General features: G+C 39.2%; 24 protein-coding genes and 2 riboswitches. Of the genes, 21 read left to right on the forward strand and 3 right to left on the reverse strand.

Annotated features, from left to right (window positions below):
• Positions 1-101: 101 nt before the first annotated feature.
• Positions 102-1,037, forward strand: a complete 936-nt coding sequence (locus NST93_RS18270; protein WP_405099538.1) for a glycine betaine ABC transporter substrate-binding protein — start codon at positions 102-104, stop codon at positions 1,035-1,037.
• 72 nt (positions 1,038-1,109) lie between these two features.
• On the opposite strand, the gene NST93_RS18275 is transcribed toward NST93_RS18270, so the two are convergent.
• Positions 1,110-1,952: an aldo/keto reductase gene (locus NST93_RS18275; protein WP_405099540.1), complete on the reverse strand. Its 843-nt coding sequence runs from the start codon at positions 1,950-1,952 to the stop codon at positions 1,110-1,112.
• Between the two features lie 392 nt (positions 1,953-2,344).
• A riboswitch (purine riboswitch) is annotated at positions 2,345-2,445 on the forward strand.
• Positions 2,446-2,661: 216 nt separating this feature from the next.
• On the opposite strand from NST93_RS18275, the gene NST93_RS18280 reads away from it, so the two are divergent.
• The 4 genes from NST93_RS18280 (at position 2,662) to NST93_RS18295 (ending at position 6,595) form a co-directional block, all read left to right on the forward strand.
• Positions 2,662-3,966 (forward strand): NCS2 family permease, encoded by a 1,305-nt coding sequence (locus NST93_RS18280; RefSeq protein ID WP_405099542.1) that lies wholly within the window; start codon positions 2,662-2,664, stop codon positions 3,964-3,966.
• A 334-nt stretch (positions 3,967-4,300) separates the two neighbouring features.
• The gene (locus NST93_RS18285) at positions 4,301-5,119 is read left to right on the forward strand and encodes a transporter substrate-binding domain-containing protein (protein ID WP_405099544.1); all 819 of its coding nucleotides are present in this window, start codon (positions 4,301-4,303) and stop codon (positions 5,117-5,119) included.
• Between the two features lie 85 nt (positions 5,120-5,204).
• Positions 5,205-5,876 (forward strand): amino acid ABC transporter permease, encoded by a 672-nt coding sequence (locus tag NST93_RS18290; protein WP_405099546.1) that lies wholly within the window; start codon positions 5,205-5,207, stop codon positions 5,874-5,876.
• Positions 5,873-6,595, forward strand: a complete 723-nt coding sequence (locus NST93_RS18295) for an amino acid ABC transporter ATP-binding protein (RefSeq protein ID WP_405099547.1) — start codon at positions 5,873-5,875, stop codon at positions 6,593-6,595. Before NST93_RS18290 ends, NST93_RS18295 begins: the two co-directional genes overlap by 4 nt.
• A gap of 30 nt (positions 6,596-6,625) precedes the next feature.
• Here NST93_RS18295 and NST93_RS18300 read toward each other — a convergent pair whose 3' ends face one another.
• Positions 6,626-7,804 carry an MFS transporter gene (locus tag NST93_RS18300; RefSeq protein ID WP_405099549.1) on the reverse strand — a complete coding sequence of 393 codons (1,179 nt, stop codon included), beginning with the start codon at positions 7,802-7,804 and terminating at the stop codon, positions 6,626-6,628.
• 206 nt (positions 7,805-8,010) lie between these two features.
• On the opposite strand from NST93_RS18300, the gene NST93_RS18305 reads away from it, so the two are divergent.
• A complete protein-coding gene (locus tag NST93_RS18305) occupies positions 8,011-8,721 on the forward strand; it encodes a gamma-glutamyl-gamma-aminobutyrate hydrolase family protein (RefSeq protein WP_405099551.1) in 711 nt (236 codons plus the stop codon).
• Between the two features lie 227 nt (positions 8,722-8,948).
• On the opposite strand, the gene msrA is transcribed toward NST93_RS18305, so the two are convergent.
• Entirely contained in the window at positions 8,949-9,509 is a 561-nt protein-coding gene (gene msrA, locus NST93_RS18310) for a peptide-methionine (S)-S-oxide reductase MsrA (RefSeq protein WP_405099553.1), read from the reverse strand.
• Positions 9,510-9,566: 57 nt separating this feature from the next.
• Between msrA and NST93_RS18315 the strand changes: the two genes are divergently transcribed.
• The 15 genes from NST93_RS18315 (at position 9,567) to pcrA (ending at position 26,399) form a co-directional block, all read left to right on the forward strand.
• On the forward strand, positions 9,567-10,274 hold the full coding sequence (locus NST93_RS18315) for an MOSC domain-containing protein (RefSeq protein ID WP_405099555.1): 708 nt from the start codon (positions 9,567-9,569) through the stop codon (positions 10,272-10,274).
• An 86-nt stretch (positions 10,275-10,360) separates the two neighbouring features.
• Positions 10,361-10,669, forward strand: coding sequence for a DUF3219 family protein (locus tag NST93_RS18320; RefSeq protein ID WP_405099557.1), 309 nt, complete (start codon positions 10,361-10,363; stop codon positions 10,667-10,669).
• A 122-nt stretch (positions 10,670-10,791) separates the two neighbouring features.
• Positions 10,792-11,379 carry a DUF2179 domain-containing protein gene (locus NST93_RS18325; protein WP_405099559.1) on the forward strand — a complete coding sequence of 196 codons (588 nt, stop codon included), beginning with the start codon at positions 10,792-10,794 and terminating at the stop codon, positions 11,377-11,379.
• Positions 11,380-11,503: 124 nt separating this feature from the next.
• A riboswitch (purine riboswitch) is annotated at positions 11,504-11,607 on the forward strand.
• Between the two features lie 182 nt (positions 11,608-11,789).
• Positions 11,790-12,281 carry a 5-(carboxyamino)imidazole ribonucleotide mutase gene (gene purE / locus NST93_RS18330; RefSeq protein WP_405099561.1) on the forward strand — a complete coding sequence of 164 codons (492 nt, stop codon included), beginning with the start codon at positions 11,790-11,792 and terminating at the stop codon, positions 12,279-12,281.
• Entirely contained in the window at positions 12,268-13,395 is a 1,128-nt protein-coding gene (gene purK / locus NST93_RS18335) for a 5-(carboxyamino)imidazole ribonucleotide synthase (protein ID WP_405099563.1), read from the forward strand. The genes purE and purK overlap by 14 nt, the downstream gene beginning before the upstream one ends.
• Positions 13,396-13,445: 50 nt before the next feature.
• Positions 13,446-15,668: a phosphoribosylformylglycinamidine synthase subunit PurL gene (gene purL / locus NST93_RS18340; protein WP_405099565.1), complete on the forward strand. Its 2,223-nt coding sequence runs from the start codon at positions 13,446-13,448 to the stop codon at positions 15,666-15,668.
• Positions 15,669-15,683: 15 nt separating this feature from the next.
• Positions 15,684-17,048 carry an amidophosphoribosyltransferase gene (purF, locus tag NST93_RS18345; protein ID WP_405099567.1) on the forward strand — a complete coding sequence of 455 codons (1,365 nt, stop codon included), beginning with the start codon at positions 15,684-15,686 and terminating at the stop codon, positions 17,046-17,048.
• Between the two features lie 48 nt (positions 17,049-17,096).
• On the forward strand, positions 17,097-18,116 hold the full coding sequence (gene purM, locus NST93_RS18350; RefSeq protein ID WP_405099569.1) for a phosphoribosylformylglycinamidine cyclo-ligase: 1,020 nt from the start codon (positions 17,097-17,099) through the stop codon (positions 18,114-18,116).
• Complete coding sequence (purN, locus tag NST93_RS18355; RefSeq protein WP_405099571.1) at positions 18,113-18,679, forward strand: phosphoribosylglycinamide formyltransferase; 567 nt, start codon at positions 18,113-18,115, stop codon at positions 18,677-18,679. The genes purM and purN overlap by 4 nt, the downstream gene beginning before the upstream one ends.
• A 61-nt stretch (positions 18,680-18,740) precedes the next feature.
• On the forward strand, positions 18,741-20,273 hold the full coding sequence (gene purH, locus NST93_RS18360) for a bifunctional phosphoribosylaminoimidazolecarboxamide formyltransferase/IMP cyclohydrolase (protein ID WP_405099573.1): 1,533 nt from the start codon (positions 18,741-18,743) through the stop codon (positions 20,271-20,273).
• A gap of 30 nt (positions 20,274-20,303) precedes the next feature.
• Entirely contained in the window at positions 20,304-21,548 is a 1,245-nt protein-coding gene (purD, locus tag NST93_RS18365; protein ID WP_405099575.1) for a phosphoribosylamine--glycine ligase, read from the forward strand.
• 248 nt (positions 21,549-21,796) lie between these two features.
• Positions 21,797-22,846, forward strand: a complete 1,050-nt coding sequence (locus NST93_RS18370) for a DUF3048 domain-containing protein (RefSeq protein WP_405099577.1) — start codon at positions 21,797-21,799, stop codon at positions 22,844-22,846.
• Positions 22,847-22,882: 36 nt separating this feature from the next.
• A complete protein-coding gene (locus tag NST93_RS18375; protein ID WP_405099579.1) occupies positions 22,883-23,179 on the forward strand; it encodes a YerC/YecD family TrpR-related protein in 297 nt (98 codons plus the stop codon).
• A 273-nt stretch (positions 23,180-23,452) separates the two neighbouring features.
• Positions 23,453-24,157: a heptaprenylglyceryl phosphate synthase gene (locus NST93_RS18380; protein WP_405099581.1), complete on the forward strand. Its 705-nt coding sequence runs from the start codon at positions 23,453-23,455 to the stop codon at positions 24,155-24,157.
• 19 nt (positions 24,158-24,176) lie between these two features.
• Positions 24,177-26,399, forward strand: coding sequence for a DNA helicase PcrA (gene pcrA / locus NST93_RS18385; RefSeq protein WP_405099583.1), 2,223 nt, complete (start codon positions 24,177-24,179; stop codon positions 26,397-26,399).
• The last annotated feature ends 2 nt before the right edge of the window (positions 26,400-26,401 follow it).

Below are 26,401 nucleotides of genomic sequence, written 5' to 3' on the forward strand. Positions count from 1 at the left end.
TTTCGCTTCAATTGGAGTTTGAACTTATCTATGAAGAAATGTAATATGTTTAACTGTACTTATTTTTAAGTAAAGAGAGAAAATATGTGGAGGGGTTTTTTTTGAAGTTAAAGCGTTTCAATTATACTGTAATTATTTTTGGAGTTATCGCTGTATTACTATTAGCAGCATGTGGTGATTCAAATGACAGTCAAGCCAACGGTGAAAATGCAGAGGCGAATGAAGGGGCAGCTGATTACGGTGAGACAGTAGATTACACGATTACAGGGATTGAACCTGGTGCAGGGATTTCTGTTACAACTGAGAAAGCTATTGAAGAATATGATAGCCTAGATGGCTGGAATGTAGAATTATCATCAACAGGAGCAATGATGACAGAGCTTGGAACAGCAATTGCAAATGAAGAGCCGATAGTCATTACAGGCTGGAATCCGCACTGGATGTTTGCTGAGTATCCAGATATGAAATATTTAGAAGACCCTAAAGGGGTTTATGGTGAAGAAGAAGATATTGTTTCCTTGGCGAGAATTGGTCTGGAAGAGGACAAACCAGAAGCGTACAAATTAATTGACCAATTCGAATGGGAAGTAGAAGATATGGAAGGTATTATGTTCGAAACCCAAGAAACTGGTGAAGATATTGAAAAAATTGCAGCCCAGTGGGTAGAGGATAATCAAGATAGGGTGGCAGAATGGACAGAAGGTGTTAAGGATGTTGACGGTGTTGAAGTAAACCTTGTCTCCACTCCTTGGGACTCCGAACGAGCATCATCAGGTGTATTAAAAGAGGTAATGGAACAAAAAGGATTTGAAGTGACTGTAACTGATGTGGATGTGGCTATTGTATTTGAATCACTTGCAACGGGAGATGCGGATGCGACGTTAGCTGCGTGGCTGCCACTCACACATAGTGAATTTTATGACGCTTACAAGGATGATATGGTTGATTTAGGACCTAACTTATCTGGTGCTAAAATTGGTCTTGTTGTTCCAAAATATATGGATATCGATTCGATTGAGGATCTTAGCCCAAGATAAGTTATAACATTAAGGTACTGTAATTCTAGATTAAATAAATTTAGAATTACAGTACCTTTTTATTTGTTTTATTTAAAACTCTTCATAAACGGCCGGATCTTGGTTTTTACGTCGGCCATCTGGACGTGTAAAGCCATTTATAATATTCATTTCCTCTTCACTTAAGGAGAAGTCAAAAATAGATATATTTTCAAACTGGCGTTTTGGTGAAGCCGATTTAGGGATTGGAATGGCTCCAAGTTGATGATGCCAGCGTAAAATAACTTGAGAAGCCGATTTATTATGTTTCGCGGCAATCTCTGCAATCGCACTGTTTGTGAGGATATCATTTGCGCGAATTAAAGGGCTCCATGATTCAGTTGCAATATTGTTTTCCTCATGCCATTTTCTCATGTCTGCTTGATTAAATAATGGATGTAATTCAATTTGATTGATACTAGGCTTAACACCTGTTTCTTTTTCTAAACGCTCCATATGCTCGGGGAGGAAATTACAAACACCAATCGAACGTACAAGTCCCCATTTCTTTGCCTCAATTAATGCTTGCCAAGCCTCTACATAGACGTCTTGCTTCGGATTTGGCCAATGGATAAGATATAAATCATAATAATCCAAATTAGCGCGATATAATGATTCTTGGATTGTTGGAACAGCTTTACTATATTCGTGATAGCGCCCGGGTAATTTTGAAGTAATTCTTAAATCCTGTCTCGCAACCGTGCTGCGGCGTACTGCTTCTCCTACTGTACCTTCATTTTCATAATTATAAGCAGTATCAATTAATCGGTATCCAGCATCGATTGCGCTTTGAATCGCACCTGCACCCTCATTTCCGTTTAGCTTGTATGTACCGAATCCAATTACTGGAATGTCTAAACCATCGTTCAATGTAATCTTTGGAACGGAGTTACTCATCACCAATCACCTCTTGTAAATATTTTTAAAGCCTTTATGTTTCAAAAAAAATTGTGTACATCTGATATTATAGCAACTTTTTCTTATTGTCTCATTGTTTTTAACAATTTACTCAACTTTCATCCGGATAACTTTTATAAAGCGCTTAAATTGAAAAAAGTTTCACCCTCAAATACAGCAGCTTCTTTGTGCAGAGTATTCTAGTTTTGCTCTGGAAAATCAGGAAGTCTAGTTATTCTTGTGATCCTGAAGAAAGAGTTTCTTTGTGTTTGCGACCGTTAGTGTTAATTGTTATTTTCATTATATGTTATGTGAAAAACCGAATGTTAAATGAAAAAAATAAATAATTATTCGTATTTGGTTGACATATGTCAGCTTGGTGATTAGAATAAAAGTATAATTTAATGTAAATGCGTATAATTTCGGGAATATGGCCCAGAGTCTCTACCAAACCACCGTAAACGGTTTGACTACGCAGGAAATAGGAATAGAAGCTTGTGAAACTAGTTTTCTATTTGTTATTTTCTTGTGATTTGGTAGACGCTCTATGAAAAAGAGCGTTTTTTTGTTTTTATTATAACTTATATCCCGTAAAAGTGGCGGTTTCTTATTTTATTCGAGGATTTAATAACTGCAAATATAAAATAAAAGAAGACGAAAGACAGTTTTCCGCACGCATCGTATTTTTTAACTTTTAGGAGGAAAAGGAATGAAGAAATATTTTCAGTTTGAAGAGCTAGGAACCAATTTCAAGACAGAATTTGTCGCCGGTTTGACTACTTTCCTGGCAATGGCATATATTCTGTTCGTTAACCCGGCTACACTTTCGGCAGCTGGCATGCCGGAAGGGGCAGTATTTACAGCAACTGCACTTGCTGCAGCAATTGGTACACTGACAATGGGAGTTCTGGCAAAATATCCTGTTGCACTTGCACCTGGGATGGGACTTAATGCGTTCTTTGCATACACGGTTGTGCTGCAATATGGTATACCTTGGGAGACAGCTTTAGCTGGTGTTTTAGTATCTGGAATTATTTTTATCTTCTTATCTTTATCTGGTTTGAGAGAAATTATTATTAATGCTATTCCGGCGAATCTGAAGCTTGCGGTTGGTGCTGGTATTGGTCTTTATATTGCATTTATCGGGTTATCAAATGCTGGTCTGGTTGTTGGAAATGAAGCAACCTTGGTTGGATTAGGTGACTTGACTGATCCAAACGTGCTCCTTACTGTTTTCGGCTTAGTCGCGGCAATTATTTTGCTGACGCTTGGGGTAAAAGCAGGAATCTTCTATGGGATGATTATTACTGCGATTGCTGGAATGATTTTTGGGCTGATCCCAGTGCCACAAGGTATCGGTGATATCGTTGGATCTGTTCCAAGTTTAGCACCAACATTTGGACAAGCATTTATTAATTTCGGTGATATTTTCACCATTGAAATGCTCGTAGTTATTTTAACTTTTCTGTTTGTAGATTTCTTTGATACAGCAGGTACATTGGTGGCAGTTGCTACACAGGCTGGATTGGTAAAGGACAATAAACTGCCGCGTGCTGGAAGAGCGTTGCTTGCTGACTCTACTGCAACAGTTGCTGGTGCTATTGTCGGTACATCGACAACAACATCTTATGTAGAATCAACAGCAGGTGTTGGTGCTGGAGGACGCTCTGGATTTACCTCTGTGGTAACAGGTGGTTTCTTCCTGTTAGCTTTATTTTTCTCACCGCTGCTTGCTATTGTAACGAGCTCTGTTACAGCTCCAGCATTAATTATTGTGGGGATTTTAATGGCATCACAGCTGAAAAATATTGAATGGGATAAATTTGAAGTTGCGGTACCATCTTTCTTCATTATTTTAATGATGTCCTTGACATACAGTATTGCAACAGGGATTGCGATTGGATTTATTTTCTATCCAATTACAATGATTGTAAAAGGGAAGGCAAAAGAGATTCATCCTATTATGTATGGTCTTTTTATTATCTTTATTCTTTACTTTATCTTCTTAAGTTAATAAAGAAGCAACTGAGAAATGGTTTCGAGCATCAGTATTTTGATGCTTGAAACCATTTTCTGTTCTCACAATAATTACTTGTTTCAAATCCATTTTGTTTAATGGAGCGTGATGAATGATTTATTTAATTTTAAAAATTGGGTTTCAGTTACAGAGTTTTAGGTTAAACACAGATTAAGTTAGATAAAATAGCGATACATAAATGGTAAAAATCGCGATCAGGCATATGAAGAATATGTTGAAATACAATATAGAAAAGGGATTGGGGGATTTTACTGTTTCTTATCATGTTATTTGCCACGAATGAATACAGAAAAACAGGAGGAAGTTAATAATGAAAAAAAGTACTTTTAAATTAGGTTTATTTGTGATGCTCTTTACATTTATTGCTCTGCTGGCAGGATGCGGCAGCAGCGATGAAGGAAATGCATCAGAGAATGGTGATGCAGGAGACTATGATTTGAAGGATTCATATACTGTAGTCAGTGATAACTCATTCGTGCCTTTCGAGTTCGTTGAAGATGGGGAACTGACTGGTTTTGATATTGACTTAATTCATGCGATTGCAGAAGAAGCAGGTTTTGAAATAGAGAATGACAAAATTGAGACAACAAACTTTGATGGAATTATTGCTGGATTACAGACAGGGCAGTTTGAAATCGCCATTGCAGGGATGAGTATTACAGAAGATAGAAAAAAAGTAATCGATTTTTCCGATCCGTACTATGAGTCTGGTATTGCGATTGGGGTATTAGCTGACAATGAAGATATTAATGGATTGGAAGATTTAGATGGAAAAACGGTCGCCACTCGTCTCGGCACAACATCTGGAGCATACTTAAGAGAACATGTCCCTGGAGCAGAAGTTAATGAATACGAGCAAATGGACCAAGTGTATCTAGCGGTAGAAAACGGAAGTGCGGATGCTGTAATGTATGACTTGCCAAACATAGAATACTATATTTCAACCTCTGGAGAAGGCAACATGAAAGTAGTTGGAGATCTATATCAAGCAGAAGATTATGGAATTGGAGTTACACCAGGCAATGAAGACTTAGTAGCAGCAATTAACGATGCATTAGCAACACTGAAAGATAATGGAACATATGATGATATTTACGATAAATGGTTTGGTGATAGTGAGGAAGAGTAACAATTACTACAAGTAAATCAGGAGGGTATAAGGTTTATCGTATCCCAGATAAGATAAACCTTATTTAAATTGAAGAGGTGAAAAAATGTTAGAGAGATTTAGTCGATTTAATTGGGCAAGTGTAATTGAATTCTTACCCCAGTTAGGCACAGGGCTTTATTACACATTATTAATATCTGTAGTAGGTTTATTTATAGGATTCATTTTAGGTGCAATTTTTGGGCTTGGCCGCATATCAAAAAATAAGTTCTTTTATTATATTTCATCTTTATATATTGAGATTATTCGCGGAACACCTGTACTCGTTCAAGCAATCTGGATATTCTTTGCACTGCCTCTTATTACAGGCTATAATATGCCTTCGGTTGCAGCGGGTATCGTTGTTATTTCGATTAACTCAGGAGCTTATATAGCTGAAGTAGTACGTGGAGCAGTCCAATCGGTTGATAAAGGACAAAAGGAAGCAGGTCGCTCTCTTGGGTTAAATCATAAACAGACAATGCAATATATTATTTGGCCACAAGCCTTCAAGCGCATGATTCCTCCATTAGGAAATCAATTCATTATCAGTATAAAGGATACTTCTCTATTATCCGTTATACTAGTTCCAGAATTGATGTTTCAAGGAAGGTTAATAGCTTCTAATCACTTTAATGCAGTAGAAATTTATACAACCGTTGCAGTGTTCTACTTGGCAATTACACTTACATTGTCCTATATTTTACGATTTATTGAAAGAAGGTTGGATATTCAATGATAACGGTAAATGATTTGCATAAATCATTCGGTAAGAATGAAGTATTAAAGGGGATCAATTGTGAAATTGAGGAAAAAGAAGTTGTCTGCGTTATTGGACCTAGCGGATCAGGGAAAAGTACCTTTTTACGGTGCCTGAATCTATTAGAATCGATTACAGACGGAGAAGTATCGTTTGATGGCGATAATATTAATGACCCGAAGACCGATATTAACAAGGTCAGAACAGAAGTAGGAATGGTTTTTCAGCAGTTTAATTTATTCCCGCATAAATCCGTGATCGAAAATATTATGCTGGCGCCACAAAAAGTACGAGGACTTTCAAAAAGTGAGGCTAAAGACCGTGCGTCAGCATTGCTTGAAAAAGTAGGTTTAGCTGATAAGGCGAACCAATATCCCTCCCAATTGTCAGGTGGTCAACAACAGCGTGTTGCGATTGCCAGGGCACTAGCAATGGAACCTAAATTGATGCTCTTTGATGAACCAACATCTGCGCTGGATCCAGAGTTGGTCGGAGAAGTGCTCGAGGTGATGAAACAATTAGCAGTTGATGGAATGACAATGGTTGTTGTCACGCATGAAATGGGCTTTGCAAGAGAAGTTGGTGACAGAGTGTTATTCATGGATGAAGGTATTGTCATGGAAGAGGGACATCCTGACCAAATTTTTACAGCTCCTAATAATGAAAGAACCAAAGAGTTTTTGAATAAAATTTTATAAAAAGAAACCAGTGATTCAATAATACTTGAATCACTGGTTTCTTTCGTTTTTTAAGTTTTTTGCTTTGGGTTTCGGCAATAAATGATAGAGGCCTAATAATATAACACCAATAAAGGTAAAAACAGCCATTGAGAGATAGAGCCTGCTTCCTCCGAAATGATCAATAATTTGCCCGCCTAGGAGGGAACCTATAATTCCTGAAACTCCAAAAAATATGGCATAAAATACAAGATGCCCGGTGGATTGTAATAGTTTAGGAATAAGTCGAGTGATATATTCAAAGGCTGCCACATAAAATATTCCATATGAGATACCATGCATAAATTGCAATCCTACGATTAATATAGGGTCATTAACCATTGCATAGAGGACCCAGCGAATGCAATAGATGATACCTGAAAGGATGATAAAAACCATTGTTTTGTATTTCTTAAACCACTTTATTGCTGTTGCGAAAACAATGGCTTCTGTTACAACTCCAACAAACCAGGCAATGCCTACTAAGCTCTCACTGCCGCCAAGCTCAACAATATAAATTCCTAAAAAGCTGTCATTTGCTCGATGTGATATGGTCAGAAAGAGAATCAACATGAGAAAAATGATTAATGGTTTGTTTGTTATAATTTTTTTAATATCCTTTAACTGCACTGGCGTTCGATCGACTTCAACATCCTTCAGATTCAGTATAACAATTAAGGCAAGTGTTCCAAAAAATAAATATGGCCAGTAAATATATTGGATACCAATCTTATTTAATAAAAGTCCAATTAAAAGTGAAGAAGTTGCAAAACCGATGGAACCCCACGTCCGAATCGAACCGAAGTTAATCTTCAATTCATCTGCGCGGCGTTGTGCTAAGCTGTCACCAAGACCACCAATAGAAGTTGTAAAAAAGTAAAATACCGCTCCAACGATTAAAACAGAAACAAGCGTAGTCATTTGGAAAAAGACAGTAGAACCAATAATAAGTCCGAGTACACAAATAAATAGAATCCATTTTACTGTTTTATATTTATCGCTTAGGTAGCCCCAAAACGGCTGCGCAAAAATGGAAGCCAAAGGCCCTATAGCAAGCACCCAGCCAATTTCTGTACCATTTAAACCTTTATGCTGCAAGTATAATGGAAGAAAACTTATTAGTATCGTATTTGCTGCATGATAACTGAAAAGCAGCATTTTTAGTGGGATGATTGATTCTTTATTTAGCAAGATGTCCACTCCTGACAAAGGTGAATTAACTAGATGCATCCTTATAAATATACCATAAATGGCGAGCTGTTTTCAGAGTGGAGCAAATATTTAAGCAAAGATTGAAATTTTTAGATAAGATAGAGAAAGAAAGCGCGATCAATACAATCAGTCTATAGAAAATGCAAGAGTATCCCAAGAATATCTATTAGGAAGGAAGGGGAGCGATGAAGCCTATAATTGGTGTCATCCCAACGATTGAATTAGACGAGAGGTTTTATAGAGTATCCCGGAATAATCTAGCAGCAATTGAACAAGCAGGTGGAATTCCAATTGTTTTATCCTATTTATCCCATTCGAATGACATGGAGCAAATTGCAGTGAAGCTGGATGGTTTGTACTTAACTGGAGGGGATGACATTGACCCACTGTATTTTAACGAAGAACCCCATCCTAAGCTAGGTGCTTTCAATCCAAAGAGAGATGCATTTGAAATGGCGATGACGAAAAACATGCTGGAAAAGAATAAACCTGTGCTTGGCGTTTGTAAAGGAGCGCAAATTTTAAATCTTGCTGCCAGTGGAGACATGTATCAGGATATTTACGCTCAAATTAATGAGCCGCTCCTTCAGCATTCACAAAAAGCGCCGAGCTATGCGGCTGTGCATCAGGTGGAACTAACAGAAGGTTCGTTAATACACCAGCTTGCCGGCCAGCAGAATATACGTGTAAACAGTTTTCACCATCAGGCGAATCGGAAGCCTGGAAAAGGATTTATCGTAAGCGGTAAATCGAGTGATGGGGTCGTAGAGGCAATTGAAAGCAAGGAACACCGTTTTGCATTAGGTGTGCAGTGGCATCCGGAAATGCTGGGAACAGCTGGAGATGTGCCGTCAAAAAATATATACCGCGGTTTTATTACAGCGTGTGAAAGTTAACATGATAAAGTAAAAATGTGAGTATCGTCTGCTTGATTTGCCCTAATCGAATCTGAAAAGCTTAGAAATCGTAGCAGGGGAATGCTTGCAGGTTCATAAAAATAAATAATGAAAAACAAAGCCTGATAGCTGACAGGAAAAGAAGCGCTCCCCGAAATGATAACAGGGTCTAATAGAGATAAAAAAGGAAGGAGCATTCTAAATTAGGAATGCTCCTTCCATCATATTTATCCCTTTACTTTCCAATGCGCTTCAATAAATTCATCTCGGCCAGATTTGGCACGGTCCTCTTGATAGTATTTACTTTCTTTCTTGTAGAAGTCCTGATGGTAATCTTCTGCTGGGTAGAAAACCTCTGCAGGAAGAATTTCCGTTACAATGGGTTTAGAGAATTTGCCGCTTGCGGCAAGCTCTGTTTTTGATGTTTCTGCTTTTTCCTGCTGTTCTTTTGTAGTATAAAAGATGGCAGTACGGTATTGCTCACCGCGGTCGTGAAATTGTCCATCAGGATCTGTTGGATCAATTTGCACCCAATATAAATCCAGGATTGCCTCATACTTTATCTTCTCTGTATCAAAAGTTATTTCAACTGCTTCATAATGTCCAGTAGTCCCTGTTTTTACTTGCTCATAGGCAGGATTTTCGATATGTCCCCCTGTATATCCGGATATGACGCTATGAACACCATCCCATGTATCAAAGGGCTTGACCATACACCAAAAACATCCCCCTGCAAATATTGCTTTTTCGATTGCCACAATTATCCCTCCGATATGTATTTGTTTCATTGCATGAATTTTTCAAGTAGAATAAAATTAATATATCATTTAAGAGCAGGTGAAACAATGGAAGAACCACATTTACATAAAGTATTTATTGGGAAAGTGAAGCAAGCGGGGGAAAAGGATGCTGCAAATCCGCTGGAAAGGCAGTGGGAAAGCGGCATATTTAAAAATGAGGCGTCTGGTAATCTTTGGCTGAGTAAAACTGGTTTTATTGATGATGAGGTTGCTGATAAAAAAAACCATGGTGGTCCAGAGAAAGCTGTTTTTGCATATCCGATTAAGCATTACACCTACTGGCAGGAAAAGCTTGAACATGATGATATGATAATGGGGGCAATGGGAGAGAACTTCGCTGTATTAGAAATGGATGAATTCACGGTATGTATTGGAGATACTTATAAAGTAGGAGAGGCAATCATTCAAGTTTCTCAGCCGAGACAACCGTGCTGGAAGCCTGCCAGACGCTTCCAAATTATGGATTTGGCTCTGCAAATCCAAAATAGCGGCAGAACTGGCTGGTATTTCCGTGTACTGCAAGAAGGTCATATTCATGCGGACAGTCCAATAGAATTACTGGAGCGGCCCTTTCCGCAGTGGTCGATTCAAGCTGCAAATGAAGTGATGCATTTTTACAAGGATGATTTGCGTTTGGCCGATGACTTGGCTGCTTGTGAATTGTTAGCAGACAGTTGGAGAACACGTCTGCAAAAAAGATTGCGCGGGGTTGAATCAGGCATCGAAAAACGTGTATATGGACCAAATAAATAAACTATGCCTCCTTTTTTCCGGATAATGGGAAAGGAGGCGTTCTTGTAATCTTATAGTTAATATAATAATTGAAGGAGAGATTTAGTATGAGTATTGAAATTCAAATTGATCATGTAATCCTCTCAGCAACAAACTTCAGCCAGCATGCTGTTCTAAGGGATGAAGAAGAACTTCGAAGAATAAGCTTTGATTTTAATGTTGACAGTGATGCATACCACGAGATTACAACTTTATTATATAAAAATGATTTTCTAGTAAAAGTTCCGGAAAAGGAACTGGAATTCCCAGCAGTGATTCATAATTATTCTACATCTATTACAAATTTGTATGTTGAAGGCAATGTTGGAGAGTTTTCTTTAGAGTTAATAGAAAAGAATAAAAAACCGATTGTGTAAATTAAGAAAGTAGAATATAATCACTTTCTGCGTCAAGTTTAAATTAGCTGTTGTATGGTTTAATAAAATAAATTTACGGGGAGAAAATAATGTAGAACGTTTCACGTTCAGGAGGGATTATATTGCTGGAAAATGCTTTTATTATGGTAGCAATCATCTTTATTATTAATATTGTGTACGTATCCATGTTTACAGTCAGGATGATACTTACCTTAAAAGGACGGCGTTATATTGCTGCGCTGCTCAGTACAGTAGAGATTGTTATTTATGTTGTTGGATTAGGCCTTGTTTTAGATAATTTGAACGAGATTCAGAATCTGATCGCCTATGCACTTGGTTATGGTTTAGGAGTTATTATCGGCTCGATGATTGAAGAGAAGCTGGCTCTTGGTTATATTGTTGTTAATGTGACCTCCTCGAATCCAGATATTAAGTTTACCCAGCAAATCAGGGAAAAAGGATATGGGGTTACGAGCTGGTATTCTTATGGGATGGACGGCGACCGTTTGTCGATGCAAATATTAACTCCAAGAAGATATGAGATTTCTTTATATGAGCTTATCAATAATATCGACCCAAAAGCCTTTATCATTTCCTATGAACCAAAACAAATCAATGGCGGATTCTGGGTCAAGCAGGTGCGTAAAGGGAAAATACGTCAGCATCAGGAAAATCAGCTTCAAGAACAAGAAAAACCAGAAGATAGTTGAAAAGTAAATAAATGATTTAGAAAACACGAAAAATAACCCAAAAACCGAACGTTAATTTTGAAAGGTAATATATCGTTCGATTTTTGTTGATTTATCTTTTTAATTTTGTTATGCTTAACGCAGCAAATTAATAACTGAATGACCTCATATATTTCACTTGAGAATATGGCTCAGAAGTTTCTACCCTGCACCGTAAAAGGCAGGACTATGAGGGAAGATGAATCGTTATACTTCATAATGATTAATTACTGTTTTCTTTTTTTACTAGGTCTATTCATCTTCTCTCATATATGAGGGAGACGAATAGACTTTTTTATTCTATTGATTAAAGTATGGATTTGGAAAAACGGTGTAAAATCGCTGTTTTTATCTGACTTTTTTGAACATCCAATATAAGAAAGAGGGATTTCATGGCATTAGTTGGTGTAATTATGGGAAGTATTTCAGATTGGGACACAATGGAGCATACATGTAAGGTGCTCGAGGAATTAAATGTTGCGTATGAAAAGGAAGTAATTTCTGCACACCGCACTCCTGATGATATGTTTGACTATGCTAAAACTGCCCGTAAACGCGGCTTGAAGGTCATTATTGCTGGAGCTGGAGGTGCAGCGCATCTTCCTGGGATGGTTGCATCGCAAACGACACTTCCAGTTATCGGCATCCCTGTACAAAGCAAGGCATTAAATGGAATAGACTCACTCCTGTCGATTGTACAAATGCCTGCCGGTGTGCCGACTGCAACCGTTGCAATTGGCAAAGCAGGTGCTGTGAATGCAGGTATTCTGGCAGCCCAAATTATTGCTGCATATGATAAGGAAACAGAAAATAGGCTTGAGAATTATCGTGAAGAAATAAAATCAAAAGTGGCTGAAATGAGGGAAGAACTTGAAAAAAAATAATGTGATTTTACCACCAAAAACAATTGGAATTATTGGCGGCGGCCAGCTGGGCAGGATGATGGCGATTGCTGCCAGGTATATGGGCTATAAAATTGCAGTGCTCGATCCAACCGCAGATTGCCCAACAGCTCAAGTGGCGGACGTTCAGTTGACGGCTGCTTATGATGATATGGATGCAATTAAAGAACTGACAAGAATAAGTGATGTTATTACGTATGAATTTGAAAATGTTGACCTTGATGCGGCTGCATATATTGAAAAACAAGATAAGCTTCCACAAGGGGCTTTTGCGCTGGAAATTACACAAAACCGTGAAAAGGAAAAAACGATGATTCGCGGACTTGGTCTGCCAGTTCCAGAGTTTACAATTGTAAAAAATGGTGAGGAAGCAAAAACAGTTTTAAAGGAGTTCACTCTGCCTGCAGTAATGAAGACTTGCAGTGGCGGCTATGATGGAAAAGGACAAATTAAACTAGAGACGGAGGCAGACAAGCAAGAAGCCATTCGTTTTGCTAAGGAGCATGGGCACTGCATTATCGAAGAGTGGATAACCTTTGATAAGGAAATTTCTGTTGTGTTTTCTCGTTCTGTATCAGGTGAAATTACGTTTTTCCCAATTTCTGAGAATGAACATCGTGACCATATTTTATATAAAACAACTGTACCAGCTGCAGTAAATGAAACAATTCAACAGAAAGCCTATCAGGCAGCAAGAATGCTTGGTGAGAAGATGAACATCGTTGGTACATTTGCGATTGAAATGTTTGTTAATGGCGAAGAAATTTATTTGAATGAAATGGCGCCACGTCCGCATAACTCTGGTCATTATTCTATTGAAGCATGTAATGTCTCCCAATTCGGACAGCATATTTTAGCGATTTGCGGACTTCCGCTTAAAGAAATTGAATTACTGCAGCCGGCCGTAATGGTAAATGTGCTGGGAGAAGATGTTGAACCTCTATTGGAATACTTGCAAATAGAAGCCGATGGATATGCTCATTTGTACGGTAAAGCAGCAATTAAAGCAAAGCGAAAAATGGGGCATATCACATTTATTGGCAAAGACCGGAACGATGTTTTAAGACAAGTGGAAAGGTACGAAACAGCGAAATAATATTGCTTATCAAACAAAGGTAGATTCCAAAATACGGAGGGGAAAAGCAAATGAGCAATCACAAAATCAAGCCAGAGCAAATTGAAGCAGAAAAAGTTTATCAGGAAATGGGTTTAACAGATGAGGAATTCCAATTAGCAAAGGAAAAGATGAATCGTCTGCCAAATTACACAGAAACAGGAATTTTTTCTGTTATGTGGTCGGAGCACTGCAGTTATAAAACATCAAAACCGCTTTTAAGAAGGTTTCCTACAGAAGGAGAACATGTACTGCAAGGTCCGGGAGAAGGTGCTGGTGTAGTTGATATTGGTGATAACCAAGCAGTTGTTTTTAAAATTGAAAGTCATAATAGCCCTTCCTATGTAGAACCTTTTGAGGGGTCGGCTACTGGAGTTGGTGGAATCCTGCGTGATGTATTTTCTATGGGGGCGAAGCCCATCGCTGCACTAAACTCACTCCGTTTTGGAAATTTAGATAAAAAACGCACAAAATGGCTCTTTTCTGAAGCAGTTCGTGGAATTGCCAGCTACGGGAATGTAGTAGAAGTTCCCACAGTAGGCGGGGAAGTTCAGTTTGATGAAAGTTATGAGGAGAACCCGCTTGTTAATGCAATGGTTGTTGGTCTGGTAAACCATGATGATGTGCAAAAAGGTATCGCAGCAGGTGCAGGGAATACAGTAATTTATGCTGGTGGAAAAACAGGACGTGATGGTATCCATGGTGCAACTTTCTCCTCCGATGTTGTTGAAGGGACTAAAGATTATACTTCTGCTGTAGCAATTGGTGACCCTTATATTGGCAAAAGGCTTGTAGATGCCTGTCTTGAGGTTATCCATTCTGACGCATTGATTGGAATCCAGGATATGGGTGCAGCTGGTTTAACTTCTTCTGCAAGTGAAATGGCGAGTAAAGCAGGAACTGGAATGGAAATGAATCTTGATCTCGTGCCACAGCGTGAAAAGAATATGGATGCATATGAAATTATGCTTTCCGAATCTCAAGAAAGAATGCTGCTTGTAGTGAAAAAGGGTGAAGAACAAGAGATTCTTGATGTATTCAAAAAGCATGATGTTGAAGCTGTAGCGATTGGTAAGGTTATTGAAGAAAAGCTCTTCCGGATAACGATGCATGGAGAAGTACAGGCAGAAATACCTGTTGAAGCTTTAACTGACGAAGCTCCAGTATATGAACTGCCTGCAAGAGAAGCAGCGTATTATCAGAAATTCCAGCAACAGGAGGGATATGCTCCAGTCGTTGATGATCATGCTGAAATGTTACGTATCTTATTGCAGCAGCCAACAATTGCCAGCAAAGAATGGGCTTATAGTCAATTTGATTCTGAGGCACAAGGAAATACCCTAGTTGGTCCTGGCTCAGATGCAGCAATTGTAAAAATAGCTGGGACAGACAAAGCGATTGCTATGACAACAGATTGTAACTCCCGCTATTTATATTTGGACCCTAAGGTTGGAGGAAAGATTGCAGTAGCAGAAGCAAGCCGCAACCTTGTATGTTCTGGAGCGACACCACTTGCTCTAACAGATGGATTAAATTATGGTGACCCAGCAAATCCAGAAACATTCTGGCAGATGGAACAAAGTATTGAGGGTATCCGTGAAGCTTGTCTTGAACTTGCGACTCCAGTTATAAGTGGAAATGTTTCTTTATATAACGAGTCAAAAGGCAAAGCAATCATGCCAACGCCTATTATCGGAATGGTTGGATTATTGCAGAAAACCACATATGCAACTCCAAGCACTGTTCAGAGCAGTGGAGATCTAGTCTATCTCATTGGTGAAACGAAGGCAGAGTTCGCTGGAAGTGAGCTGCAAAATGTTCTGGAAGGAAGCTATTCAGGAAAGGCTCCAAATATTGATTTAACAATTGAAGCAAAGCGCCAAAAACAAATACTTGAAGCAATCCATACGGGCAGCATCGTGTCTGCACATGATGTTGCGGAAGGCGGACTTGCTGTAGCACTAGGGGAAACGGTATTCAATGAGGCAGGTCTCGGTATTGAAATATCATTAGATGGAGAGGCGACAAAACTATTATTCAGTGAAACTCAATCACGCTTCTTAATTTCAGTGAAGCCAGAGAAAAAGGAAGAATTTGAGTCTATTGTTCGCGATGCTCAATTGATTGGAAGAGTGACAGCGAATGGAGATTTTAAAGTTAATGTCAATGATGAAGCGGTAATCGATGAAAAAGTAGAACAGCTCAATAAGCTATGGAAAAAGGCAATTCCACAGTTATTGAAATCTGAAGTATAAAAGAGGAATGGCATTATGTTTGGTATTTGGGGACACAAACAAGCTGCTGAGCTTTCTTACTACGGATTACACGCTCAGCAGCACCGGGGACAAGAGGGATCAGGTGTAGTTGTAAGTGATGGCGATGAGCTAAAGCTTCATAAAGGCTTAGGACTTGTCAATGACGTTTTTAAGCAAGCTGATTTTAATGAATTGAACGGAAAAGCAGCGATTGCTCATATCCGCTATTCGAAACAGGGAGATAAAAATAAAGCAGTGGACAGTGTAGAGCCGCTGCTCTTCCATACTCAAAAAAATAGTATTGCAATTGCACATAGCGGCAATATCATGAATGGAAACCAGCTTCGGGAAGGTTTAGAAGATGGTGGGAGTATTTTACAAACGTCTGCTGATTCAGAGTTACTTGCTCATCTTATTAAACGCTGCAAGCAGGATACAGAAGCTTCAATTATTGAAGCCCTGCAGCAGCTGGTGGGTGCATATACATTTTTGATTTTAGAAAAAGACAAAATGTTTGTAGCAGCCGACCCGCATGGCATACGTCCGCTTTCTATCGGGAGGATAGGAGACGCTTATGTTGTTGCGGCGGAAACAAGTGCTTTTGATATAGTGGGTGCGACATTCGAACGGGAAGTACTGCCAGGTGAATTGATTGTCATTAGTGATGAAGGATTACAGTCAATTCGATTTGCGATGCGAGAGCAACGCAGGCTTTGTGGAATGGAATATGTTTATTTATCAAGACCAGATAGTGATTTAAATCGTGTGAATGTTCATGCTTCAAGGAAAAGGATGGGGAAAGAACTAGCTAAGGAAGCCCCTGTTGAGGCTGATGTTGTAACAGGAGTACCAGACTCAAGTATTTCTGCAGCGATTGGTTATGCTGAGGAATCAGGTTTACCTTATGAAATGGGCATTATTAAAAACCGTTATATTGGCCGTACATTTATTCAGCCTTCTCAGGAGCTTCGGGAGCAAGGTGTAAAGATGAAACTATCTCCAGTGAGAGGAATTGTTGAAGGAAAACGAGTGGTCATGATTGATGATTCTATTGTACGGGGGACTACTTCGAAGCGAATTGTCCGGCTGCTCAAAGAAGCAGGAGCAAAGGAAGTCCATGTGCGGATTGCTTCTCCGGCGATTAAAAACCCTTGTTATTACGGAATCGATATGTCTACGAAAGAAGAATTAATTGCTGCGAATTATTCCTCGGAAGAGATTAGTGAACTGATTGGTGCAGATAGTATTGCTTATCTTTCTGCAGAAGGCATGAAAAATGCAATTGTAAGGGAGAAGTCCATCCATCAAGGCATTTGTAATGCCTGTATGACAGGGGAGTACCCAGTAAGGGTGGATTTTGATAAGGGAAATCCTTCGTAAGTTATGCGCGGAATGAAAACGAAAATATGAACTGAGGATGTGTCTAACATGTCAGATGTATACAGGGAAGCAGGCGTTGATGTAGAAGCTGGTTATGAAGCAGTGGAAAGAATGAAAAAGCATATAGCAAAGACAAAACGTCCTGAAGTGCTTGGTGGAATTGGTTCTTTTGCTGGTTTATTTGATTTATCTGGTTTCAGTTATAAGGAGCCTGTTATGGTTTCAGGAACAGACGGTGTTGGTACGAAGTTAAAGCTGGCTTTTCAGCTGGACAAACATGATACGGTGGGAATTGATTTAGTGGCAATGTGTGCAAATGATATTGTTGCTCAAGGTGCACAGCCTTTATTTTTCCTCGATTATATTGCTTGTGGAAAAAACAATCCTGCGAAAATCGAACAAATTGTTGCTGGGGTAGCAGAAGGCTGTGTTGATGCTGGTGCAGCACTTATTGGCGGTGAGACTGCAGAAATGCCGGGAATGTATGAAGAGGATGAATACGATCTTGCAGGCTTTGTTGTCGGAATTGCGGAAAAAGAAAAATTAATAAGTGGAAAAAATATAAAGGAGAACAATGTTTTAATTGGTCTCGAATCGAGTGGCATTCATTCGAACGGCTACTCGCTAGTTAGAAAGATTGTTAGAGAACTTGACTTTACCAAGACTTATGAAGGTTTATCCAAGCCCTTGGGCGAGGTTCTGTTAACACCAACTAAAATCTATGCGAAGCAGGTCGCTAAAGTATTGGAGAATGTTGATGTGAATGGCATTTCACATATAACAGGCGGCGGATTTTATGAAAACCTTCCAAGAATGCTGCCTAAAGGTTTAGGTGTTGAGGTGAAGAAAGGCGCATGGGAGATTCCTGAGGTATTTTCATTCTTACAAGCACAAGGAGAAATACCTGAGGAGGAAATGTATGGTGTCTTTAATATGGGGATTGGAATGGTCCTTGTTGTTGCAGACGAGGATGCTGAAAAAACAATTGAGATCCTTGCAAAGACTGGTGAAACAGCAACTGTTATTGGAAAAGTATCTATTGCTGAAGGGGTGCAGTTTACATCATGAGCAAGGTAAGAGCAGCAGTTTTTGCTTCTGGAACTGGAAGTAATTTTGAGGCAATTATGAGTGACGGGGACTTGCCGTGCGAAATTTCGCTTTTAGTTTGTGATAAACCAAAGGCAGCCGTGATTGAAAAAGCGAAAGCCTTTGGTGTTGAAACATTTGTATTCGATGCGAAACAATACAAGCAGAAAGCAGATTATGAAGCTGAGATTGTAGAAGCATTGCAGAAGAATAATGTGGAGTGGATTTTCCTTGCAGGTTATATGCGATTAGCTGGCGCGACTATACTCGAAGCCTATGAAGGAAAAATGATCAATATTCATCCATCCTTGCTGCCGGCATTTCCAGGAATTGATGCTATTGGGCAGGCATTTAACGCAGGTGGCGCAGAAACAGGTGTGACGGTTCATTATATAGATGAAGGTATGGATACTGGACCAATTATCGAACAAGAGACAGTTCCAATACTGTCGAATGATACAAAAGAAACATTACAGAAACGCATTCAGATAGTAGAACACCGTTTATATCCGAAAGTAATAAGGCAAATTTTAAGGGATGTTTAAAAGTCCGGCAAAATGAAAATTGATGTTTGAACACGTACTAATATAGAAGTGAGGGATTTCCGTGGGGAAAAGAGCATTAATCAGTGTCTCAGATAAAACAGGCATTACAGCATTTGCAAAAGAACTGACAGAAGCAGGCTATGAAATTATATCAACAGGCGGGACGTTAAAAACAATTCAGGAAGCAGGCATCGCGGCGATTGCAATTGATGAAGTGACAGGCTTCCCAGAGATTATGGATGGCAGGGTGAAAACATTGCATCCTAAAGTGCATGGAGGTTTATTAGGGAAACGTTCTAATCCAAATCATATGCAGCAGATGGAAGAGAATGAAATAAATCCAATTGATATGGTTGTTGTTAACCTTTATCCCTTTAAGCAAACATTGCTTAAAGAAGGAGTATCAAAGGAAGAAATTATTGAAAACATAGATATTGGCGGACCGACAATGCTTCGTTCTGCAGCGAAAAACTTTGAGGATGTTGTTGTCGTGGTTAACCCAGCAGACTATGATGCTGTTCTTGATGCTGCGAAAAAGGACGAGCTTTCCATTGAACTTCGGCAGCAATTGGCTGCTAAGGTTTTCCAGCATACGGCAAATTATGATGCAATGATTGCAGGCTATTTTGCTGAGCAAACAGGTGAGGAATTCCCGGAAACCTACACTGTTACATATGAAAAAGTGCAGAATCTGCGCTATGGCGAAAATCCACATCAAATAGCAGCATTTTATGCAGCCCCACTTCGTGATGGAGTAAGCCTTGCATCGGCAGAACAACTGCACGGAAAAGAACTCTCTTACAATAATATTCAGGATGCAAATGCAGCACTGGAAATCATCCAGGAATACGATATGCCGGCAGCAGTTGCGGTAAAACATATGAATCCATGTGGAATCGGCATTGCACGGGATTTATCAGATGCATTTAAACTTGCATATGATGCAGATCCAGTCTCAATCTTTGGTGGCATTGTTGCATTAAATCGCGAAGTTGATAAACAGACTGCAGAACAATTAAGTGAAATCTTTTTAGAAATTGTTCTTGCACCAGACTTTACCGAAGAAGCAAAGGAGATTTTAACACGCAAAAAGAATATTCGCCTGCTCGCATTAGATACGATGAGAAGCCAAGCAATAGCGCACAAGCTAACTACAGTGAGTGGTGGCGCATTAATTCAACATCAGGATACGGGTCAGGTTGTAAGTAATGACTTAGAAGTTGTTACAAAACGGAAGCCGACCGAACAAGAGGTTGAAGATCTATTGTTCGCTTGGAAAGCAGTAAAGCATGTGAAGTCAAATGCAATTGTGCTGGCAAAGGATAATCAAACGGTTGGAGTTGGAGCAGGTCAAATGAATCGTGTTGGCTCTGCAAAAATTGCGATTGAACAGGCCGGAGAGAAAGCAAAAGGATCTGTTCTTGCTTCCGATGCATTTTTCCCAATGCCTGATACTGTTGAATATGCAATAAAAGCAGGTGTAACTGCAATTATCCAACCTGGCGGATCTAAACGGGACCAGGATTCAATTGATGTTTGCGATGAACATGGAATCGCAATGGTCTATACAAGCATGCGCCACTTTAAGCATTGATTCAATTGTGCAGAGACGGGAGGGTTTCGAATGAAAGTATTAGTAGTTGGCCGGGGCGGCCGTGAGCATAGCATTATTATGAAGTTAAATGAAAGTGAAAAGGTAACAAAGCTATATGCAGCTCCTGGGAATGCTGGCATTGCAAGCTTAGCTGAATGTGTGGAGATAGATGAAATGAATATTGCTTCACTTGTTCAATTTGCGAAGGATAAACAGGTTGATCTTACAGTCGTCGGACCAGAAAATCCATTGAATGCAGGAATTGCCAACCATTTTCAGAAGGAAGGCTTAGCGATATTTGCTCCAACAGAAGAAGCAGCATTGCTGGAAGGAAGCAAGAGTTTTGCAAAGGAATTTATGCAGAGGTATGATGTGCCGACTGCAGATTATGCTGTATTTTCGAGTGCAGAAAAGGCAAAAGTCTATATTAAAGAAAAAGGTGCTCCAATTGTCATTAAAGCAGATGGACTTGCAGCTGGAAAAGGCGTAATCGTTGCACTCACAGAAGAAGAAGCACTGGCCGCAGCAGATGACATGCTTGTTTCAAAAGCATTTGCTGAAGCGGGAGCAACAATAGTGATTGAAGAGTTTCTTGCTGGCAAGGAATTTTCATTAATGGCATTTGTTCACGAGAACCAAGTATATCCAATGGTGACTGCGCGGGATCATAAACGGGCTTTTGATAATGATGAGGGTCCTAATACGGGGGGGATGGGAGCTTATGCCCCTCTTGAGGATGTCAGCCAAACTGATTTGGACTTTTCAATAGAAAATACTCTGCTGCGGACAGCGAATGGTATGATTGCAGAGGGACGTCCCTTTACTGGTATTCTCTATGCGGGCTTAATTATGACGGAGCAAGGTCCGAAGGTGATTGAGTTCAATACAAGATTTGGTGATCCAGAGACACAGGTTGTTCTTCCGTTATTAGAAAATGACCTTTTACAGGTTTTTCTTGATGTGCTTGCTGGCAAAGATCCACAACTTGCTTGGAAGGATGAAGCATCGCTTGGGGTTGTTGTTGCATCTGCAGGTTATCCTGGTTTATATAAAAAAGAAGTAAAACTCCCTCTGCTGCAATCAGGAAGTAATCCGTTTATTGTTCATGCGGGAACAAGGTTAAAAAATGAAAAGTTTGTTTCTGATGGCGGGCGTGTACTTTTAGTCGGTGCAACTGCTCCAACGATGACGGCGGCAAGAGAGAAAGTATATGAAACTTTACGGCCTTTGGAACAAAGTAAGGAATTTTTCTTCCGTACAGATATTGGTAAATAATGAAACGCTATTTAACAGGCATATTGCTTGTTAAATAGCGTTTTTTAATGATGCTTATCGATGACCATAAGGTTTAAAACTTTACAGCACTAAAGTGAGAAAGTATGATAATATATAGAGTAGGTAAATGGCAATAAATGATATAAGATTAGCAGTGTGTGAACAGATTGGTAAGTTTGGCATGCAGAAACACTTGAACAGACAAATGCAAATCAATAACCAACTCTATAAGGAAAGATGTGAAGACAATGAGAAAGATAATCTGTTTTGTGTTTATTCTTATCTTGCTGCTTGCTGCTTGTTCTAAAAAAGAAGAAGAAGCGGGAACTCATGAGCAAAAAGATACAAACAGGGACGATAAAGAAGAAACCGCTGTTCAGGGTGAAAATATGTACCCGCTTACTGGACAGTACACGGATAATCCAGTCGATAATCGAATGATTGGAGTAATGGTAAATAATCATAACCAAGCAAGACCGCAGTCTGGACTTTCCGAAGCGGATATTGTTTTTGAAATTCTTGCTGAAGCTAGAATCACCCGTTTTCTAGCGTTATTTCAAAGTGAAATACCTGAGCTAGTTGGTCCAGTTCGCAGTGCGAGAGAGTATTATTTCAGACTTGCAGATGGGTATGATGCAGTGTATGTTTACCATGGGGCTGCTGACTTTATCAATGAGATGATTGCAAACGAAGGTATTTCCTTTTTAAATGGCTCGACGTATGATAATGACGGGAAGCTATTTAAACGAGATGCCTCACGAAAAGCACCACATAATTCGTATGCTCTATTAAATGCAGCTTATGAAGTCGCAGAAGATAAAGGCTATTCTACTAAAGAAATGCATAAGCCACTTCCATTCTTAAGTAAAGAAGAAATAGAAGTAATCGAAGGTGAACCAGCACAGCATGTAGAGATTGCCTATAGCGCAAGTCCGCAAGAAGTTGTTGCATATGATTATGACGCTGCAGAAGGAAATTATAAACGATTTAGCAATAATGAACAGACAGTAGAATTAAATGATGATACTGCAATTACGGCCGACAATGTGTTTATTGTAGAGACCTACCATGAAATTATAGATAATGCTGGACGCAGATTCGTAGATATGGAATCCGGCGGAAATGGATACTTACTGCAAAAAGGCAAAATTCAACAAGTTGAATGGGCGAATGACAATGGCAGAATTATTCCTGTAAAAGATGGAGAGCCAATTGGGTTTATACCTGGAAAGACTTGGATAAATGTTGTGCCAACAAATCCAAGTATGGAGGAAACAGTTACTATTTCAAATGAATAGAGTCTATTCGTTATCATATAAAAGGAGGGTTCATGATTGCAAATAAATAAACTAAGAGGCAAACAGTTAGATCAGCTATTTGATGCAATGCTATCCCTGAAGGATCGAGATGAATGCTATCAATTTTTTGATGACCTTGCAACGATGTCTGAGGTTCAATCGCTGGCACAAAGGCTACAAGTTGCTAAAATGCTGATAGATGGTTCAACCTATAATTCAATCGAAAACGAAACAAAAGCATCTACCGCAACAATATCAAGAGTGCGCCGGTGTATAAACTACGGCAGTGACGGCTACAAACTTGTAGTCGATCGCCTGAATGAAAATGAATAGTAATGTGATTGTGCATAGACAATAAAATACTTATGTTAAATTAAATTGCGTATCTAATATAATTCAATGAGAAACCAGTTTTTCTGGGAGCAGTTCAAATACTCTGCAATCTAGCACAGAGCAGCCCGTTCACACGCAAATGCAAAATATGAACGGGCTGCAGGTGTCTACAACAGCCCCGAAATCATCCCCACTCACTTTCTTTACAATCCCGCAACATATTCCTAAATTCCTTAGTCGTTTTTTGTTATAATAAATGAATGGATGATGATAATGGAGGATGGAACGTTGACTACTGAATTAATGAATTGGAAGCATATATTTAAACTGGATCCAGCAAAGGAAATTTCTGATGAAGACCTTGATGCAATTTGTGAATCGGGAACAGATGCAGTAATTGTTGGGGGTACAGACAATATTACATTGGATAACGTTTTGGATTTATTATCAAGAATCCGCAGAAACTATACTGTCCCATGTATCCTTGAAATATCTGAAGAAGATGCACTTACTCCTGGATTTGATTATTACTTTATCCCAATGGTATTGAATTCGAAGGAAAAAAAGTGGATGATGGATGTGCAGCATCAAGCAATCAAGGAATATATCGATATGATGGAATACAGTGAAATCTACTTTGAAGGCTATTGTATCTTAAATGAAGATGCTAAAGCTTTTATTCATACAAATAGTTATTTGCCAGATGCAGACGATGTAAAAGCATATGCTTATATGGCAGAGCATGTTTTTCATTTACCGATATTTTATATGGAATATAGCGGAAAGTATGGCAATCCAGCGCTTGTAGAGGAAGTAAGTGATGTACTTGAAAATACATTGCTTTTTTATGGTGGCGGAATTGAGACTCCAGAGCAAGCAATTGAAATGAAGCAGCATGCAGATGTAATTATTGTTGGTAATAGCATCTATACAAATATTAAACAAGCTCTAAAAACAGTAGCGGCTGTTAAGAATTGAGCAGAGGACGGTGGAAAGATTGAGCTATACAGCGAATGAATTATTGAACGGATTGAATAAAGAACAGCGTGAAGCGGTACAGCATACGGAAGGACCGCTCCTAATTATGGCAGGTGCAGGAAGTGGAAAGACAAGAGTTTTAACCCATCGGATTGCATACTTATTAGAGGAAAAAGATGTTGCACCCAGAAACATTTTAGCAATCACTTTTACGAATAAAGCTGCTAGAGAAATGCGGGAAAGGGTGAAACGTCTGGTTGGCCCTGATGCAGAATATATGTGGGTTTCTACCTTTCACTCCATGTGTGTGCGTATTTTAAGAAGAGATATTGATCGAATTGGCTATGAAAGAAACTTCACAATTCTTGATAGCACCGATCAATTATCTGTCGTGAAACAAGTGCTTAAAAACCTTAATCTTGATCCTAAGAAGTTTGATCCAAGAGCAATGCTTGGACAAATCAGTGCAGCGAAAAACCAGTTAATCACAGAAATGGAATATGAAAATCAAGCTGGGAATTACTATGAACGTGAAGCAGCAAAAGTCTATACAGGATATCAAAAGATGCTCCGTAAAAACCAATCACTGGATTTTGATGATTTAATCATGCAGACAATCCATTTATTTAAACGTGTGCCTGAAGTGCTGGAATATTATCAGCGCCGTTTTCAATATATTCATGTGGATGAGTATCAGGATACAAACCATGCACAGTATTTTCTTGTAAAACAACTGGCAAGCCGCTTCAAAAACCTTTGTGTTGTAGGGGATTCTGATCAGTCAATCTATCGCTGGCGCGGTGCAGATATTACCAATATCCTGACATTTGAGAAGGATTATCCGAATGCAAAAACAATTATGCTTGAACAAAATTATCGTTCAACGCAATTTATTTTACAAGCGGCTAATAAAGTAATCGAAAAAAACACTGGAAGAAAACCGAAAAATCTCTGGACTGAAAATGCGGAAGGAAACAAAATATCTTATTATCAAGGTACGACGGAACAGGATGAAGCGCTCTATGTTGCAGATAAAATCCGTACACTGTTAAAAGAAGGCTACAGTGCAGATGATATTGCAATATTATATCGCACGAATGCCCAGTCCCGTGCAATTGAGGATACACTCGTTAAATCAAATGTCGCGTATCAAATGGTTGGCGGGACCCGTTTCTATGATAGAAAAGAAATTAAAGATATGCTTGCCTACCTGCGTCTCATTACGAATCCAAACGATGATTTAAGTTTTGAACGAGTTGTAAATGAACCCAAGCGCGGAATTGGGAAAACAACGATTGAAAAACTGAGAGTATATGCGGATATGAATGGAATTTCTTTCTCTGATACCGTAAAGGAAGTTGATTTTACTGGTGTTTCAAAGAAGGCAGCAAATGCACTTGCACAATTTGGTGAGCTAATATTGAACTTACAGCAGCAACAGGAGTTCCTGACAGCGACAGATATGGTTGAGCAGGTTCTGGAGCGAACAGGCTATGAAGAAATGCTGAAAAATGAGCAATCCCTTGAAGCCCAAAGCCGTTTGGAAAACTTAGAAGAATTTAAAACAGTAACACAGGAATTTGAAAAGACTGCTGAAGATAAGACACTTGTTGCATTCTTAACCGACTTGGCATTAATCGCTGATATTGATCGTGTTGATGAAGAAGAAAATGCGGAAGACGAAAAAATTACATTAATGACTCTGCATTCTGCAAAAGGTCTTGAGTTTCCGGTAGTCTTTCTAATTGGGATGGAGGAAAATGTCTTTCCTCACAATCGTTCCATGTTAGATGAAGAAGAGATGGAAGAAGAACGCCGTCTTGCATATGTTGGAATTACTAGAGCGGAAAAGGAATTGTATTTGACAAATGCTCGCATGCGGACGTTATACGGACGGACAAACACGAACCCTATGAGCCGGTTTATTAATGAAATTCCGAAAGAATTGATAGAAGGAATGGAAGAGGCAACAGAATCATTATTTGGCTTTGGCCGCAGCATTAATATAGTTGATGAAGAAAAGAGAACTCCGAAGCGAAGAGCGCAGCGTATTGAGCGTGAGCCTGGTGCAGAAACTAAGGAATGGAATCCCGGTGAAAAAGTAAATCATAAGAAATGGGGAACAGGGACGGTTGTACGTGTGCAAGGTGAGGGCGAAAAAATGGAACTGGACATCGCATTCCCAGCTCCGATAGGAATTAAGCGTCTCCTTGCTGCATTTGCCCCAATAACGAAAGAATAGAG

The sequence above is a fragment of the Oceanobacillus sp. FSL H7-0719 genome (genome assembly GCF_045040795.1).
Taxonomy (GTDB): Bacteria; Bacillota; Bacilli; order Bacillales; family Amphibacillaceae; genus Oceanobacillus.